This is a genomic window from Paraburkholderia sp. SOS3 (genome assembly GCF_001922345.1).
Taxonomy (GTDB): domain Bacteria; phylum Pseudomonadota; class Gammaproteobacteria; order Burkholderiales; family Burkholderiaceae; genus Paraburkholderia.
In genome coordinates this window covers 1213187-1229543 of record NZ_CP018811.1, presented here as the reverse complement: position 1 = coordinate 1229543, position 16357 = coordinate 1213187, and the positions used below count along the sequence as shown (strand labels likewise).

At 61.7% G+C, this 16357-nt stretch carries 17 protein-coding genes; 7 read left to right on the top strand and 10 right to left on the bottom strand.

The window, feature by feature from the left end; translation table 11 throughout:
• Window positions 1-72: 72 nt before the first annotated feature.
• Window positions 73-1239: an acyl-CoA dehydrogenase family protein gene (locus BTO02_RS05645; protein WP_198039196.1), complete on the top strand. Its 1167-nt coding sequence runs from the start codon at window positions 73-75 to the stop codon at window positions 1237-1239.
• Between the two features lie 52 nt (window positions 1240-1291).
• A complete protein-coding gene (locus tag BTO02_RS05640) occupies window positions 1292-1975 on the top strand; it encodes a response regulator transcription factor (protein ID WP_075156205.1) in 684 nt (227 codons plus the stop codon).
• Between the two features lie 40 nt (window positions 1976-2015).
• Here BTO02_RS05640 and BTO02_RS05635 read toward each other — a convergent pair whose 3' ends face one another.
• The 5 genes from BTO02_RS05635 to BTO02_RS33795 all read right to left on the bottom strand — a co-directional run bounded on the left by BTO02_RS05635 (window position 2016) and on the right by BTO02_RS33795 (window position 8707).
• Window positions 2016-3605: a sensor histidine kinase gene (locus tag BTO02_RS05635; protein WP_198039195.1), complete on the bottom strand. Its 1590-nt coding sequence runs from the start codon at window positions 3603-3605 to the stop codon at window positions 2016-2018.
• 580 nt (window positions 3606-4185) lie between these two features.
• A complete protein-coding gene (locus tag BTO02_RS05630; RefSeq protein WP_075156203.1) occupies window positions 4186-5349 on the bottom strand; it encodes a porin in 1164 nt (387 codons plus the stop codon).
• A gap of 684 nt (window positions 5350-6033) precedes the next feature.
• Entirely contained in the window at window positions 6034-6723 is a 690-nt protein-coding gene (locus BTO02_RS05620) for a haloacid dehalogenase type II (protein ID WP_075156201.1), read from the bottom strand.
• 59 nt (window positions 6724-6782) lie between these two features.
• Complete coding sequence (locus BTO02_RS05615; protein ID WP_075156200.1) at window positions 6783-8342, bottom strand: solute symporter family protein; 1560 nt, start codon at window positions 8340-8342, stop codon at window positions 6783-6785.
• Window positions 8339-8707 carry a DUF485 domain-containing protein gene (locus BTO02_RS33795; RefSeq protein ID WP_198039194.1) on the bottom strand — a complete coding sequence of 123 codons (369 nt, stop codon included), beginning with the start codon at window positions 8705-8707 and terminating at the stop codon, window positions 8339-8341. Before BTO02_RS33795 ends, BTO02_RS05615 begins: the two co-directional genes overlap by 4 nt.
• A gap of 426 nt (window positions 8708-9133) precedes the next feature.
• On the opposite strand from BTO02_RS33795, the gene BTO02_RS05605 reads away from it, so the two are divergent.
• Complete coding sequence (locus BTO02_RS05605; RefSeq protein WP_232243459.1) at window positions 9134-10705, top strand: sigma-54 interaction domain-containing protein; 1572 nt, start codon at window positions 9134-9136, stop codon at window positions 10703-10705.
• A 148-nt stretch (window positions 10706-10853) separates the two neighbouring features.
• Here BTO02_RS05605 and BTO02_RS05600 read toward each other — a convergent pair whose 3' ends face one another.
• Window positions 10854-11714: an MBL fold metallo-hydrolase gene (locus BTO02_RS05600; protein WP_075156198.1), complete on the bottom strand. Its 861-nt coding sequence runs from the start codon at window positions 11712-11714 to the stop codon at window positions 10854-10856.
• Window positions 11715-11797: 83 nt separating this feature from the next.
• Here BTO02_RS05600 and BTO02_RS05595 point away from each other — a divergent pair, with 83 nt between their 5' ends.
• Genes BTO02_RS05595 through BTO02_RS05585 form a run of 3 tightly spaced genes read left to right on the top strand, consistent with a single transcriptional unit; the run spans window position 11798 to window position 13006 of the window.
• On the top strand, window positions 11798-12118 hold the full coding sequence (locus tag BTO02_RS05595; RefSeq protein ID WP_075156197.1) for an ArsR/SmtB family transcription factor: 321 nt from the start codon (window positions 11798-11800) through the stop codon (window positions 12116-12118).
• Window positions 12119-12129: 11 nt separating this feature from the next.
• The gene (locus tag BTO02_RS05590) at window positions 12130-12564 is read left to right on the top strand and encodes a YeeE/YedE family protein (protein ID WP_075156196.1); all 435 of its coding nucleotides are present in this window, start codon (window positions 12130-12132) and stop codon (window positions 12562-12564) included.
• Between the two features lies 1 nt (window position 12565).
• The gene (locus tag BTO02_RS05585; protein WP_075156195.1) at window positions 12566-13006 is read left to right on the top strand and encodes a YeeE/YedE family protein; all 441 of its coding nucleotides are present in this window, start codon (window positions 12566-12568) and stop codon (window positions 13004-13006) included.
• A gap of 43 nt (window positions 13007-13049) precedes the next feature.
• Here BTO02_RS05585 and arsB read toward each other — a convergent pair whose 3' ends face one another.
• Window positions 13050-14123, bottom strand: a complete 1074-nt coding sequence (arsB, locus tag BTO02_RS05580) for an ACR3 family arsenite efflux transporter (RefSeq protein WP_075156194.1) — start codon at window positions 14121-14123, stop codon at window positions 13050-13052.
• 2 nt (window positions 14124-14125) lie between these two features.
• The gene (locus tag BTO02_RS05575; RefSeq protein ID WP_075156193.1) at window positions 14126-14641 is read right to left on the bottom strand and encodes an arsenate reductase ArsC; all 516 of its coding nucleotides are present in this window, start codon (window positions 14639-14641) and stop codon (window positions 14126-14128) included.
• An 86-nt stretch (window positions 14642-14727) separates the two neighbouring features.
• Between BTO02_RS05575 and BTO02_RS05570 the strand changes: the two genes are divergently transcribed.
• Window positions 14728-15054 carry an ArsR/SmtB family transcription factor gene (locus BTO02_RS05570; protein ID WP_075156192.1) on the top strand — a complete coding sequence of 109 codons (327 nt, stop codon included), beginning with the start codon at window positions 14728-14730 and terminating at the stop codon, window positions 15052-15054.
• A gap of 50 nt (window positions 15055-15104) precedes the next feature.
• On the opposite strand, the gene BTO02_RS05565 is transcribed toward BTO02_RS05570, so the two are convergent.
• Window positions 15105-15425 carry an ArsR/SmtB family transcription factor gene (locus tag BTO02_RS05565; protein ID WP_075158620.1) on the bottom strand — a complete coding sequence of 107 codons (321 nt, stop codon included), beginning with the start codon at window positions 15423-15425 and terminating at the stop codon, window positions 15105-15107.
• 18 nt (window positions 15426-15443) lie between these two features.
• Window positions 15444-16220 carry an arsenical resistance protein ArsH gene (gene arsH / locus BTO02_RS05560; RefSeq protein WP_083614998.1) on the bottom strand — a complete coding sequence of 259 codons (777 nt, stop codon included), beginning with the start codon at window positions 16218-16220 and terminating at the stop codon, window positions 15444-15446.
• Window positions 16221-16357: the final 137 nt, after the last annotated feature.

Here is a 16357-nt window from a genome sequence, read left to right as displayed (position 1 = left end):
ACTTTTTGAGCCGTATCGGCATTCACTAACCGTACGAAGCTCCTATATAGTCCTGGGGTTCAGGAGAAGACATTGAAGACAGCTGTTATCGAACAGATGCTAAAGGACCTGGAAGCGCTGACACCCGCTGTGGCGAAGCGCGCCGCGGAATTCGACGCGCACAGAACGATTCCGCGCGATCTCGTCGAAACACTTAGATCGATCGGAATTTTTCGTCTGTTCGTTCCGCGCGGCTATGGTGGCCTCGAACTCGACATGCCGTGCGCGATAGAAATTTTGACGACGCTGGCCAAAATCGATGGCTCGTTGGGCTGGATAGGTATGATCGGCGCAGGCGCCGCACTCGTCATTCCCGAATTGCCTAAGGGCACGTACGAGCGTATCTACGAGCACGGTCCGGATGTGATCTTCGCCGGCTCGTTTCTGCCGGGCGGCACAGCCGAGCGAACGGAACAGGGTTGGCGCGTATCCGGCCGCTGGCCATTTGCCAGCGGATGCCTGCACGCCGACTGGATACTAGGCCTCTGCACGATGCGCGAACACGGCGTTGCGTTACCGGGGCCGGCCGACGGTGTGCCACTCATGCGCGGCTTCCTCGCGCCGGCAACCGAATGGCATGTAGAAGACAGCTGGCACGTCATGGGGCTTCGAGGCACGGGCAGCCACCACATTTCGTTGAGCGATGCCTGGGTCGACGACGACCAGTTTTTCGCAAGCGGCGCGCAGCCGTGGTTGACCGGTCCCTTGTACGGCGCGGCACAACAGTTTATCCCGCTGCTCCATGCCGCCAATAACGTAGGCATCGCCGAAGGCGCGCTGGAAGATCTTGTCGCATTTGCCGCCAACGGTCATCGCCAGCAACGGGCTTCGGCGCCGATGCGCGACTCGGAGTATTTCCAGGCCGAACTCGGACGCGCGTATGCCGATGTACGAGCGGCGCGCGCGTTCCTGCGCGATCAGACCGCGAACTACTGGCAGCGTGCCGTCGCGGGAAAGCTGAACGACAAGGACCTTCAGATTCTGGGCGCGCAAACGACGACATGGATCGCGGCAACCTGTGCTCGCGCAACCGACGTTTGCTTCGAACTGGCCGGTAGCAGTATGCTTTATGAAAACATGCCGCTGCAGCGGCGCATGCGCGACCTGCACGCCGCAGCGCAGCATGCGGCACTGCAAAAGCGCAACTTCATAAACGGCGGTAGCCTGCTATTGAAACGCCACCCGGCTTCTACCGACTAGCGGCTGCGTCAAACCGCACAAGCGGTGATGAGGAGTTCGGAGGAGTTCGCCGATGAGTAACCGGGTTGAGGAACGATCGACCGATGGGGCCGATAACGCAATTGTCTACGTTGTGGACGACGACGAGTCGGTACGCGAGTCGTTGCGCGATCTGTTGCGCTCGGCCGGCTTTAGCGTCGAGACTTTTGCGAACGCGGAAGACTTTCTTGCATTCGACAAGCCCGACGCCGTTGCTTGCGTTGTCCTCGACGTGCGACTCAAAGGCCAAAGCGGCTTGTACGCGCAGGAGCGTCTAAACGAAAATCACATAAGCCTGCCTGTCATTTTCATCACCGCGCACGGCGACATCGAAATGTCGGTCAAGGCCCTGAAGCGAGGCGCCGCCGATTTCTTTACCAAGCCGTTCCGCGATCAGGACCTGCTCGATGCTGTCATGGCAGCGTTGGATACCGATCGAAAGCGCCGTGAAGAAGTCCGCTCGCGCGACGATCTGATGCGCTGCTACGACTCGTTGACGCAGCGCGAGCGCAACGTCACCGACCTTATCGTCAGGGGCTACCGCAACAAGGACATCGCCACGCAAATGAGCCTGAGCGAGGCCACCGTCAAAACCCATCGCAATCAGGCAATGAAGAAAATGGGATCGACCTCGCTTGCCGAATTCGTCCTCAAGGTGCAAGCCATTGACGTCGATTCGAAAGACATCGGCCCGCGCGCGCTGAAACTGCTGCGTTAGCGCTGATCCGAAAATGAGCGGTTCCTGCCCCGACCTCATGTCATCGGACGCGCGGCAGGTCGACTCCGGCATTCTCCATGAGCGGCATCGTGAACTCGAAAATCGCGCCGCGCGGTTCATTGGCGCGCGCGACGATCTCACCTTGATGTGCATGAACAATCTTGCGGCATATCGCGAGGCCGAGCCCCATGCCCTCGGCTTTCGTGCTGTAGAGCGGATCGAACAGCCGTTCTGGATTGTCGACGGTGAATCCGGGCCCCGTATCGGCAAACGACATACCGAAATGACTGGCGTCAGGCTTGAAGCAGGCGATATGCAGCTGCCGGGCGTGCTCGCCGTTGCGCAACATGGCATCCAGTGCGTTGTTCGCGAGATTGACCACGACCTGTTGAATCTGAACGCGATCGGCACAAACGGGGATCGCGGCTTTGTCGAAGGAGGTGGCAACGCTGACGCGTTCGCGCGAGGCACGCCCCTCTATGAGCGTAAGCGCCTCACGCACGGCCTCGATGATATCGATTTCTGCCAATTGCGTAACCGAACTGCGCGCGAGCGCTCTTAGACCGCCGATCACGGATGCGGCTCGGGCGGTCTCCTCCGACATCCGCTTCAAGGAAGCGCGGACTTCCTTTTCGCCTCCCGGTGCGTCGAGCCAGCGAAGAGCGCTTGCCGCTCCGAGGCGGATCGCCGTGATGGGCTGGCTGACTTCGTGAATGATCGACGCCGCCAGTTCGCCGAGCGAGGCGAGACGCACTGCCGTGGCCAGCTCATGTTGAGCCGCGCTGAGACGTTCCTCATAACGCCGCCGTTCGGTGACGTCTGTCAGTACGCCATAGTATGTGGGATCGCCCACATGGTCGACATCGAGCGCCCCTTCGCACGCGATATATTTGATCTGGCCGTCAAGCTCGATGCGATATTCGAACTTGAGCGGTGCGCCCCTCGACACGCAGTCCGCCAGCGTATCGATAATGCGCTGCCTGTCTTCGGGGACGATCTTTGACGTCCATTCCCCGAAGTCGATTTCCGCGAGCGTGGGGTCATACCCAAAGAGCTTGTAGCATTCGAGCGACCCAAACGATTCCCCCGTGCGCGTGTTGTAGCGGAAGTCACCCATCCGGCCGACCTGCTGATGCTTGATCATCGCGTTGTGCGTTTCGCGAAGCGTCTCCTCCGCTGTGGCACGCAGGCACCTCTGCGTTTCGAGTCGCTGGCCAAGCCTCCGATAGGCAATGGCCTGCGCGCCGCTCGCAGCCAGCATCTCGATGGCTTCCAGCGTATTGTGGTCACCGGCGCGCGCCCGACCAAGCTCGACGAAGAGCATGCCGATGCGCCGGCCCGACGCCTCGAGGGCGCTGCTCACGATGGTCGGATGAGAACGGCCGGCCTGCCCGCCGCTGACAAACGGAACGCCAAAACTGATTTCGGTTTCTTCAAGCAGGCTGGGATCGATCGAAGCGAGCGGCTTGGGCATCGACAGATGGTTCCAGTGTGCGCCGGCAGGCAGCGCAATGCCGGGCGCCGCGGATGCCTCCAGTTCTTGCCGCGAGAGCGCCTCGAGCCTCACGAACCCATGTAGCGCCCCGGTCCGCTCGCGCACCTCGGCAAGGAGCCGGCGGGCCACAGCCACGGGCGTCTGCCCGCGCGCGATCGCACGACAGGCCGCGCCGAGCGACCTGCAGGGTCGAGTCCGACGTTTTGGGCTGGAGGACAGATGTGAGCTAGCCATAAAACGCAACAGGTCGTTTGAACGCGAACGCCACATCAGACGATTACGCCACCGCTTCGCCTGAAATTTTTTTCGCGAGGTATGAGCAAACGTACAAGTCGAAGGATGGCCCAGCGAGGGCTACAGTTCCTACCGGTAACGGTTCATCACCGCAAGGAGATATTGAGTCTCGCTCTAATAGGGAATAGAAGCAAGATTTGTGCTTCTAGCGGTACACAACGTTCGCAGGACCTTGTTTCAGTTTTGCGTTGCGTTGCGTCGCGGCAAGGGGAAGCGTATCCACAGCGCAACCGCGCGGCCCGCGGCCTTTTATGTGCAGCGAGGCGGTCTGCAAGCTTCTTCTGATCGGGCGAGGAAAGTTGAAACCCGTCGACTGCGTGCGGATCCTCGATCGACGGGTTTCCATTTCGCCGGTGCAAAGCACCGGCGCGGCGGCGTGATGCCGCATTGCGTCACGGACGAAGCGGCTTAACCGTGCATATCAGAAGCGGTGGCGCAGACCGACGCGGCCAACCGTCTGATAACGGTTCGAAGACGGCGACAGTCCGGCCAGGTTCGCCGTCGCGCCATGCCCGGTCGAGTCGTGTCCATTGGCCACCTGATAGTCGACCGCCGCATACACGTCGGTGCGCACCGACAGTGCGTACTCAACGCCGCCCCCGAACTGGCTGTAGTTCGCACCACCGACCGTTCCATTCGCGGCGCTGCCGTGAAGATAGTTGTACGCAACGCCGGCGGCCAAAGCCGGCGTGATGTGATACTGAACGCTCGCTTCGACGTCGTTGAACACCGCCGTGCCATGATTGAGCGAGGCGATATTGGCAAAGCGCACATTCGACCAGTTTGCGCCGATCGTCGCCGGCCCGATCGAATACGTGCCGGCCGCCGCGACCACATGGTACGAACTCGCGCTCGCATAGCCGCTGAACACAGGCGAGCCGGTAAGCCCGTTCGACGTTGGCGTGTCGCTCGGGTTACTGCCGAATAGCGACGAGGCCGGGTTACGCGCATCGAGGTACGCGGCGCCGAGATTGAGCGGACCGTGCTTGTAGCCGACGCCGACCGAGTAGATCTGATTGGTGCCGACCGAACCCGGCACCCCGCCGAAGCTGTAGACGCCGCCAAAGGTCAGTCCTGCATAGTCGGCGCTCTTGAACTTGACCGCATTGTTCGTGCGCCGGCTGTTGTTGAAGTTGTCGAGATCGGCCGGATGCGCCGAGTGGGCCGTGCCGACGCTCGTATCGGCAAACGCATACGTGCCGACGTAGTCGACGACGCTGTCGTACTGCCGCCCGAGCGTGACCGTACCGAACTTGCTGCTGCTGATGCCGACGAACGCTTGCCGGCCGAACTCGGCGCCGCCCTGGCTGAGCCGGCCGTTATTCAGTTCGAAGCCATTCTCGAGCTGGAAGATCGCTTTCAGGCCGCCACCGAGATCTTCGGCCCCGCGCAAGCCCCAGCGCGAACTGTTCAGACCGCTCGCGGAATCGAGTCGGTACTGCCGCGCCCCACCACCGGAGGTCGCGACATTGCTGATAGCCTCGAAACCTTCGTCGATCAGGCCGTAAAGCGTCACGCTGCTTTGCGCATGTGCGATCGATGCAAACGTCGATGTCGTAGCGATCGCGACCAATGTCTTTTTCATCGGAGTGTCTCTGTTTCAACTTGTTGATATGTTCGCCACTTGATTAGATATCCGTATTTAGTGGCTCGGAGCGAAATTCCGGCGCCTCGCCAAAGCCGCGAAGCGGGACATTTCTATGCGTGTAAACCGGCGAGCGCGATAAGTATTCCCTGCTCGTCAAAACAATTTCGCTGCGCGGCTCTATGAAGTTTTTTTCCTGGCTCGCGTGGAATAACCGGATACGTCGGCCGGTTTACGCACCGTTAGCCGCACATCGATGTGTCGGACGGCTACGCATGGAGCAACAAAAGAGAGGAGAGAGGTTGATATTCAACCCGTTACCGATATGGATAACCAATAATGACCGAACCGAGCCAACAGCAAATGGTCGCGGGCGCGCCCGAACCCAACGGGCCTATGTCCGGCCATCGGACGCATTTCAGAACGCAGCGTGTTCGCTGGAAAAGATGGGTCGCGCTCGCCGTTGCATCGACGGCGTTCGCGGGCTGCACGACCCTGCCTGCGTCTAACGCGGCACAACATCCGGACCGCTCGTGCGTGGGCCCGGTGAGCTACTGCAACATTTACTTCGGCTCGTAAGCGCCATAGAGCCTCGCGCATCGATCTATCGTAGCCGCGCGACGCGCCGGCGCCGACGCATGAACGTGCAGGCAGCGGCGCGCGCCGTAGCGCGCTGCGCCGCGCTTACGAAGCCACCGCTACCGCCTGGATCCGTTCCGGCAATTCGTCGAGACTCGCCACGGTGTAGTGCGGCGTTTGTCCGAGACGGTCGAATGTGCTTCCGACGCGATTCACCCAGCACACCTGATACCCGAAGTGACGGGCGCCGCTCGCGTCCCACGAATTTGAGGAAACAAACAGGATTTCATCGCGCGCGAAGCCGAGCGTCTTTTCGGCAAGCTCATAGACGGCGGTATGCGGCTTGAACAGCTTCACGGCTTCGACGCTGATCAGATGATCGAATTGATGTTCGAGCCGCGAGTGCTCGACAACCGAATGAATCGAGAAGACCGATCCATTCGACAGGATGGCAAGCGGCAAGCCGCGTGCGCGCAACGCCGTGAGCGCCGCATCGGCCTCGGGATACGGACGCAGCCGCAGATATTCGTTGCACAGTTCGGCGTGCGCTTCGGACGAAAGATTCAGTTTCAGATGCGCAGCGACGTAATCGAGCGCCTGCTCGGTTGCCTCCTCGAACGGAATGTACTGGCCCATCAACGTACGCAACCACGTGTACTCGAGCTGCTTCTGTCGCCAGAGCAGGCTTATTTCGAGGCCGCGTCCGGGAAACCGCTCGCCGCACCGCCCCGCCACCGAGTGCACATCGTAGAGCGTGCCATAAAGATCGAAGACGACTGCTTTCACCGCTTTCATTTGCGTGTCCTTCCTTTCGTTGAGTTGAACAACGGACGTAAAAATAGGCAGCCTGGCGTTCACGCGTGGTCGCGCAATGTCGGCGGCTGCACGCGCTCGCGAACCAGACCGGTTTGAGCCCTGACAAAAAATGCATCGAAGTCGTCATCGTGTGTCGGAGACCGGCGCGAGAGCATCGTGCATAGCCACGCGCCGAAGAACCCGATCGGCATGCTGGCCACGGCCGGATTCACAATCGGGAAAAGTGCGTGCGAGCCCATGAACGCCGGGCCGACGAAGGCAAGCGTCACCGACGAGATGAGCCCCGCCGCCATGCCGCCAATCACGCCGGCGGAGTTGAAGCGGCGCCAGAAAATCGACAGCACGATGATGGGAAAGTTGGCCGATGCCGCCACCGAGATCGCAAGAATCACGAGCACGCCGACGTTGATGCCTTGCGCGAGCAATCCGAGCGCGACTGCGATCACGCCGACCGCCAGCGTCGCGATGCGTGCGACGCGTACCTGCTCGGCTTCGCTGACCGCGCCACGCCGGATCACATTCACGTACAGGTCGTGAGCGATCGCGCCCGATGAAGCGAGCGTGAGCCCCGCGACCACCGCGAGAATGGCGGCAAACGCAATCGCGCAGACGCACGCGAGGAAAATCTGTCCCGCAAGCGACCCCGGGCCGCCGCCGAGATACTGGGCAAGCAACGGCAGCGCGAGGTTGCCGCCCTTGTCAGCGGCGCGGATCACGTCCTGCCCGACGAAAATGGCCGACGCGAAGCCGATCAATGTCGTCACCATGAAGAAGCTGCCGGCGAGAAACATGAGCCACAGCACCGAGTTTCGCGCGGTCTTCGCATCGGGCACCGTGTAGAAGCGCGTCATGATGTGCGGCAGACCCGCTACGCCGAAGATAAACGACATGAACAGCGACAGCGTATCGAGCGGATGCTTGAAGTAGCCGCCCGGGGCGAGCATCTTCGCACCGTAGGTCTTTTCGACGGCAGCAAACAGCGCGAGCGGATCGAAGTGCACGGCGGCAAGCAGCAGCAGGACGAGCACCACCGCGGCCGCGAGCAGCAGCACCGCCTTGACGATCTGCACCCACGTGGTCGCGATCATGCCGCCGAACAGCACATAGACGATCATGCCAATGCCGACCAGCGTCACCGCAACGTCGTACGGCACACCGAGCATCAGCTTGATCAGCGCGCCCGCGCCCGACATCTGCGGCACCATATAAGCGATGTTGACCACGATCGTGCCGATGATCGCCGCAAGCCGCGCGCTCGGACGCTTCATGCGCTCGGCAATGACGTCGCCGAACGTGAAGCGCCCGGTGTTGCGCACCGGTTCGGCCACGACCATCAGAACCACGAGAAACGCGGCGAGCGCGGCAACCGCATACAGCGATCCGTCCATGCCATACAACGATACGAGGCCGGAAAAGCCGAGAAACGCGGCCGCGCTCATCCAGTCTCCCGCAAGCGCGAAGCCATTGGCGCGCGCGCTGAGGCTGCCGCCTGCCGCGTAGAATTCGGAAGTAGTACGCGTCTTGCGCGCGGCCCAATACGTAATCAGCAGCGTGACGGCGAGAATCGCGAGAAAGATGGCGAGCGTCAGGAGCCTCATGATCTGTCTCCGCGTATGTCGTTTGCGACGTCCACCGCCCGCGCATCGAAGGCACGGTTCGCGATGCTCACATAGGCCACCGATACGACCCAACACGTCAGATAAATCGCGAGAACCAGCAGATAACCGAGCGTGAACGATCCGCTTATCCTCGTCGACAGCAACGCGGGTGCAAAGCCGGACAGCAGCGCGACACCAAATGTGAAGGCGAGGCTCGCGCCCAGCAAAGGCACGACCGTCCGACGCTTGACGGACATCAACAGGCGGAATGCATTCGAGTGCAATACCGTACGCGCTTCAGGTGCATCGACCACCCTCGGCGGCGCCGTGCTGTCGAGCAGCATCGGCCGTGATAGTTCGGTCATCTCTGTCTCCATGTTTTTTCGTGGACGAGCCGGTCTCGCAGAACGCCATCGCACTTGCGCGCCGGCATCGCGGCCATAAAGGCAAGGTCCGGGCCAGCGGTCCGCGCGCGAGCGCGGGAAAACGGCGGCAAGCAGAAGCAGGCCCGCCTCCCGGCGATGCGGCTGCGATGCGCAGGCCTGCATGACGGGACGCTAGCGGACGTGAAACGGCGCCTGCGGCGCGCCTCGCGAACCGCATGCGGATCGTGTTGAACCGTTTCTGGATCAACGCCGGCCGCCCGCGATTCTCGCCGCGTGTTCAACCATCGGCGGTGTATGCTCGTTGGCAGCGAGGAGGCAGTGGACATGACGGACGACGTATTGAGGACCGTGCTTGAAGCCCATCCGGTTGGTTTGGTGTGGTGCACAAACGGCGAAACGCGATGGATGAACGCAGTCGCCCGGCGAATCTGGGAAGCCGATGCGCACGGCACGTTGCGCAGGTCTGTCGAAGATGCCGCGCGCGAGCCTAACGTGCCGCGCGATGCGGAAACGCTGAGCGTCGCCGGCCAAAGCTACGCGCTCGGCACCTGGCGCACCGGTGCAGACCTCGTCATGATGCTGGTGCCGCTTGGCAACGAGACAGGCGTGTTTCCGGGCATCGACCGGCTGCAGCAGTCCGCGCTCGATTTCGAAGAAATTTTCCGCCATTCGTTCGACGGTATCTTCGTCGCCGACGGCGCCGGGTATACGCTGATGGTCAATGAAGGCTGCGAACGCAATTACGACCTCACGGCCGCGGAGATGATCGGCCGCCACGTGTCGGAATTCGAGAAAGCGGGCTGGATCCGGCCCGTGGTCGCCGCGCAGGTCGCCCGCACGGGTCAGCGCATTTCGACGACGCAGCACACGCGTACCGGCAAGACGATACTGGTGACGGGCATTCCGCTTGTCGACGCCGCGGGCAAGGTGCGCAAGGTCATCATCAATTCGCGGGACACGACCGAACTATTGCAGCTGCAGGATGCGCTCGCGCAAACGCGCGAGAAGCTGCGCCGGGCCGACGAGGAAAACGAGGCACTGCGGCTGCAGAACCTGCAGGTGCCCGACGCCGTGCTGAGCAGCGAGCCCATGAAGCGCGTCGCCGAGCTCGCGGCGCGCGTGGCGAATGTCGATGCGACCGTGCTGATCACCGGACAATCGGGTGTCGGCAAGGATGTGATAACGAATCTGATACACCGGCGCAGCCAGCGCGCGGCCGGACCCTTCATCAAGATCAATTGCGGCGCGCTGCCACACGATCTGCTCGAGTCGGAGCTATTCGGCTACGAGGCCGGTGCGTTCACGGGCGCGCAGCGCGGCGGCAAGAGCGGCCTGATCGAACTCGCCGATCGCGGCACGCTTTTTCTCGATGAAATCGGCGACATGCCGCTCAACCTGCAAGTGAAGCTGCTGCAGGTGCTGCAAGACCGCACCATCGTCAGATTGGGGGGGACGCGAACGATTCCCGTCGACGTCCGCGTGATCGCGGCGACCAATCGCGACCTCAAGCAGATGGTCGAAGCGCGCACGTTCCGCGACGACCTGTTCTACCGGCTCAACGTCGTGCCCATTACGGTTCCGCCGCTTGTCGATCGCAAGGACGATATCGCACCGCTCGTGCTGCATTTCATGGCTGAATTCAACGAACGCTACGGCTGCCGGCGCACCGTCTCCGAGCAGGCGATGGCGTTGCTGTTGTCGCACGATTGGCCAGGCAATGTGCGCGAGTTGCGCAATGTGATCGAGCGTCTGGTCGTAACGTGCGAAAGCGATGTGATCGACACCGACTTTCTCGACGGCGTGTTACCGGCCGAAGTGCTGGAAGCGAAACCAAACTCGTTCCGGCAGCGTGTCGAACGCTTCGAGCGACGCCTTATCGAAGACGCGATGCGCAAGGCCGGCAATACGCGCGAGGCGGCACGTTTGCTGGGCCTCGGACAATCGAGCGTCGTGCGCAAGCTGCGACGCGGCTCCTAGGCGCGCCCCTGGGCGCGCCCCTGGGCGCGCTTGTGGGCGCGTTCATCGGTGCGTTCATCGGCAGCGGCGTTCGAGCTCGCATCGCAACCCGGCGAGCGCGTCGACGTGGAACGTGAGGATACCGGAGCAAATCCGGCAATGCCGCTCGTCATATCGCATTGAGCGGAATCTTCAGATATTGCACGCCGTTGGGTTCCGCGGGCGGAAGCTCGCCGGCGCGCACGTTGACCTGGACCGACGGAAGGATCAGCGTCGGCATGGCGAGCGTTGCATCGCGGGCCTGCCTCATAGCCACGAACTGGGCTTCGCCGACTCCGTCGTGGACGTGAACGTTGCCTTCGCGCTGGGCCCGCACCGTCGTCTCCCATGCGGGCCCGCGGCCGTCCGGTGGATAGTCGTGGCACATGAAGAGCCGTGTATCGGGCCGCATATCGAGCAGCTTGCGAATCGAGCGATACAGTTCGTGCGCATCGCCTCCGGGAAAGTCGCAACGCGCCGTGCCGACGTCCGGCATGAAAAGCGTATCGCCGACAAAAACGGCATCCCCAATCTGATAAGCCATGTCGGCCGGCGTGTGCCCCGGCACATGCAGCGCCTTTCCGGTCAGCCCGCCGATAGCGAATGTCTCGCCATCTTCGAACAGGTGGTCGAACTGCGAGCCATCGGGATGGAACTCCGGTTCGAGGTTGAACAGCTTTCCGAACACACGCTGCACGCGGCGAATGTTTTCGCCGATCGCGATGCGCCCGCCCAGCTCGCGCTTCAGGTACGCGGCCGCAGAGAGATGATCGGCATGCGCGTGCGTTTCCAGAATCCAGTCGACGCGCAGCGCGTGCTTTCGCACGAAGGCGATGACCTTGTCCGCACTCGCCTTCGACGTGCGGCCCGACTTCGGGTCGTAGTCCAGCACCGAATCGATGATTGCGCATTCGGGACGCCCATCCTGATAGACAACGTAGGTCACCGTGCCGGTGACGGGATCGAAGAACGGGTGAATGGTCGGGTTCATGCTGCCTCCTTTGGTCGATCAAATTCTATTCACAGATATTATATTTTTCAATATACTATAGAAAAATACATTGCAAGCGAGCTATGAAATCCACCGGCCCGACTATCGACCTCGACATGATGCAGACAGCCGCGGCGAATGCGTGTGCGCTGCTGAAGGTGCTGGCAAACCCGGACCGCCTGCTGCTGATGTGCCAGCTTTCTCAGGAGGAGCTGTCGGTCGGCCAGCTCGAGGAACTGCTCGGCATCCATCAGCCCACGCTTTCTCAGCAGCTCGGCGTGCTGCGGGAAAACGGCCTGGTGGCGACGCGTCGCGAGGGGAAGAACATCTTTTATTCGGTGGCAAGTCCGCAGGCGCTTGCCGTCATGGCCGTGCTTTACGAGCAGTTCTGCGCTACGCGTTAAGGGGATCCGTCATGCTGATCGACTTCGCTCATTTCACTCCCGGCCTCTCGCTGGCAGGCGGGCTTGTGATCGGACTTGCGGCCGCCGTGCTGGTGCTGTTCAACGGCCGCATTGCCGGCATCAGCGGCATCGTCGGCGGGCTCCTGAGCTGGCCGCGCAACGACGTGGTCTGGCGGCTTGCCTTCCTCGCGGGTCTGGTCGGCTCCGCGATCGCAGCGGGGCTGCTGGGCAAGCCGGCGCATCTGGATATCCAGTCCACCTGGGGTGACATCGTCGTTGCCGGTTTCCTCGTGGGCGTCGGTACCCGCTATGCCAGCGGCTGCACGAGCGGCCACGGCGTGTGCGGCCTCTCGCGCGGCTCGATCCGTTCACTCGTTGCCACCGCAACCTTCATGGCCGCAGGATTCCTCACTGTTTTCGTGCAACGACACCTGATCGGAGGCTGACATGGCGATACTTGCACCCGTTACGGCACTCTTCGCAGGCTTGCTGTTCGGCCTGGGTCTCATGGTGTCGGGCATGGCGAACCCGGCCAAGGTGCTGGGCTTCCTCGACGTCGCCGGTCAGTGGGATCCCTCGCTGGCGCTGGTCATGATTGGCGCCATCACCATCGGATCGCTCGCGTTTTCCGTGGCGAAGCGCCGCGACCGCTCGTATCTCGGATTGGCTGTCCAGCTTCCGGCCAGCACGGCCATTACGCCGAGACTGGTGCTCGGTAGCGCCGCATTTGGCGTCGGCTGGGGACTGGCCGGGTTCTGTCCGGGTCCTGCGCTGGTTGCGCTCGGCGCGGGTTATCCGAAGGCTTTCGGCTTCGTCGCGGCGATGGTCGCGGGCATGGTCGCGTTCGAAGTCGTCGAACGGGCAAGGTCGACCCTGCAACGCGCGTGATCTCGGTCTGCGGCACCGAATGTACGATTCGGGCGCCCGGAAGTCACGACGCGCGTTGATACCACTGCCGGGACGCATTGACCACCTTAACGACCGCAAGCATGACGGGCACCTCGATGAGGACGCCAACAACGGTTGCAAGTGCCGCGCCGGATTTGAGCCCGAACAGGCTGATTGCCGTCGCCACCGCCAGCTCGAAGAAGTTGGACGCACCAATCAGGCACGACGGCGCGGCGACGTCGTGTGCAACGCCTAGCCGGCGGTTTGCCAGGTACGCGAGCGACGCATTGATCACGACCTGAATCAGGATAGGCACGGCGAGCAGCACAATGACCACCGGCTGCGCGATGATCTGCTCGCCCTGAAAGGCGAACAGCAGAATCAGCGTGAGCAGCAGCGCAGAAATGGAGAACGGACCAATCCGCGCCAGCGCGCGCTGGAAATACGGCTCGCCTTTGTCAAGAAGGATTTTGCGCAGCACTTGCGCAATGACGACGGGAACAACGATATAAAGTACGACAGACGTCAGCAGCGTGTCCCACGGCACGGTTATGTTCGAGATGCCGAGCAGCAGGCCCACGACAGGGGCGAACGCGAAGACCATGATCAGGTCGTTCAGTGCGACCTGCGAAAGCGTGAAATACGGGTCCCCTTTCGTCAACTGACTCCAGACGAAAACCATCGCCGTACATGGCGCCGCCGCGAGCAGAATCAGTCCGGCGACGTAGCTGTCGAGCTGGTCCGCAGGCAGCATCGACGCGAACGCATGCCGCACGAAGACCCACGCGAGAAACGCCATGGTGAACGGCTTGACCGCCCAATTGACGACGAGCGTCACGCCAATGCCCTTCATCTGGCTGCGCACCTTGCCTGGCGAGGCAAAATCGATACGCAGCAGCATCGGAATAATCATCACCCAGATCAGAATGCCGACCGGGATATTGACGTGTGCGATTTCGAGGCTGGACACCACGTGAACCGTGCCGGGCAGAAGCTTGCCCAGCACAATGCCAGCGACAATGCATAACGCGACCCACACCGACAGATACCGCTCGAAGAAGCCGATACCGCCAGCCACTTTTGGGGTGGCCTTTGCCGCGGTCTGACTGCCTGCCATCCTCACTCTCCCTTTGCGCGCAACGTCGTGCCGATGCTCTGCATCTCCTGCTGAATGGCAATGCGGTCGAGCTTGCCGAACGGCAGATTCGTGAAGAGCTCGATGCGCTTTTTCATCTGGACGAATGCCTGCAGGAACGCTCTGCGTTTGTCGTCGTCGGAGCCCTCTGCCTTCGAAGGGTCGGCCACACCCCAGTGCGCCTTCGCCGGATGACCTGGCCAGATCGGACAGACTTCGCCCGCGGCGTCGTCGCAGACGGTGAAGATGAAATCCATTTTCGGCGCACCGTCCTGCGCGAATACATCCCAGCTCTTGCTGCCGAGTCCCTCTGTCGGAATGCCCTGCGTGCGAAGGAGGTCCAGTGCAAACGGATTGGGAGCAGTCCCCGGATGACTACCGGCGCTGTACCCGACGAAACGATCGCCCGCGAGCTGGTTCAGGGCCGCTTCCGCGAGAATCGAGCGCGCGGAGTTGTGCGTACAGAGGAACAGAACGTTGTACTTGCGGTGTTCGGACACGAGGTTCTCCCGGCTCAAAGCCTGTGAAAGTAGTGAATCGATCGATGGGATTAGAATCATCGGTCTATCCCGACCGCTCAGGCACCATGAAGGAAAAAGACGCAATCAAGGCTCTGGCAGCGTTGGCCCAGCCGACGAGGCTCAGCATTTTCCGGCTCCTGGTATCTGCCGGCCCCGATGGCCTCAGCGTTGGAGTCATCCAGGAGCATCTGGACCTCGCGAGTGCCACGCTGTCGTTCCACCTCAAGGAACTCACACACGCGGGACTCGTATCGTCGCGCCAGGAAGGGCGATTCATTTACTACGCTCCCGAGATAGACCAGATGAACGGGCTCGTGGACTTTCTCACCGAGAACTGCTGTCAGGGTGTGGACTCAGCCAACTGCAAGCCGCGCAAGAAGGTCAAGTGCTAGGCACCATTCCCGTCGAGCTTCGGGACGACAGCACGTGAAAGCGCTTCATTTCAGGCCTCCGTCTGGTCAGGCTCGCAGCCGCATTGTTCAGCCGCGCAGCAGTTCTCCATCAGAAAATCCATCAACGTCTGCATATGCTCGTAGCAGGCACAGTAGAAAATAAAACGGCCCTGGTTCTTCCCTTCGATGAGCCCTGCATGCGAGAGCTCTTTCAGATGGAAGGACAGGGTCGGCCCCGGCAACCCGAGCTTCTCGGCCATCGCACCAGGGCTCATGCCGGTTCGACCGGCCGTGACCAACAGGCGGAAAATCGCGAGTCGAGTGTCGTGCGCCAAGGCAGCCAGCGCTTCCACCGCCTGCTTCGAGTCCAACGTTGCCATGGCTAGCCTCTACGGGTTGCCCGCCAGCGCCGGCGCACCGGGATGCTGCGCGATAGCCCTGCTGGCCAGGTCGGTTGCCGGGTCCAATCGACGCTCCTGCTTGACGCGCTCGCTATACCGATCGACGAGATAATCCGCGCGGCCCCGCAGCAGCAGCGTGAACTTCACCAGCTCTTCCATCACGTCGACGACGCGATCGTAGTACGGCGACGGCTTCATGCGCCCGCTCTCGTCGAACTCCTCGAACGCCTTGGCGACCGAACTCTGATTGGGGATGGTGAACATGCGCATCCAGCGCCCCAGCTGCCGCAACTGATTGACCGAATTGAACGACTGCGAGCCTCCGCTCACCTGCATGACGGCGAGCGTGCGCCCCTGCGTCGGGCGAATGCCGCCGCTCACGAGCGGCAGATGGTCGATCTGGGTTTTGATGAGGCCGGTGATCGTGCCGTGGCGTTCGGGGCTGCACCACACGTGGCCTTCGGACCACAACGACAGCTCGAGCAACTCCTTCACTTTGGGATGACTCTTTGCTTCGACATCGTCGGCGTGCGGCAGTCCTCGCGGGTCGAAAATCCGGGTCTGCGCACCGAACCGCTCGAGCAGACGTGCGGCTTCCTCGACGAGCAGACGCGAATACGAACGCTCGCGCAAAGACCCGTAAAGCAGCAGAATCCGCACAGGCGGCTGCCCGTCCATGCCCAGACGGGCGGCAATGTCCGTGTCGAGAAACTCTGGCTTGGCGGCCGGAAGGGCATGGTCACCGGTGACGGAATGCATTGTCATTGTGATGTCTCGCAATCTGATATTGCCCGTTTCATGGAGATATGCGATCGCCCTAACCGCTTATGAACGACCGCGCTCCCAGCTTCCTGACTTGCAGTCTACGATAATTCCGGTATTCTGGAAATGTAGAATTATCC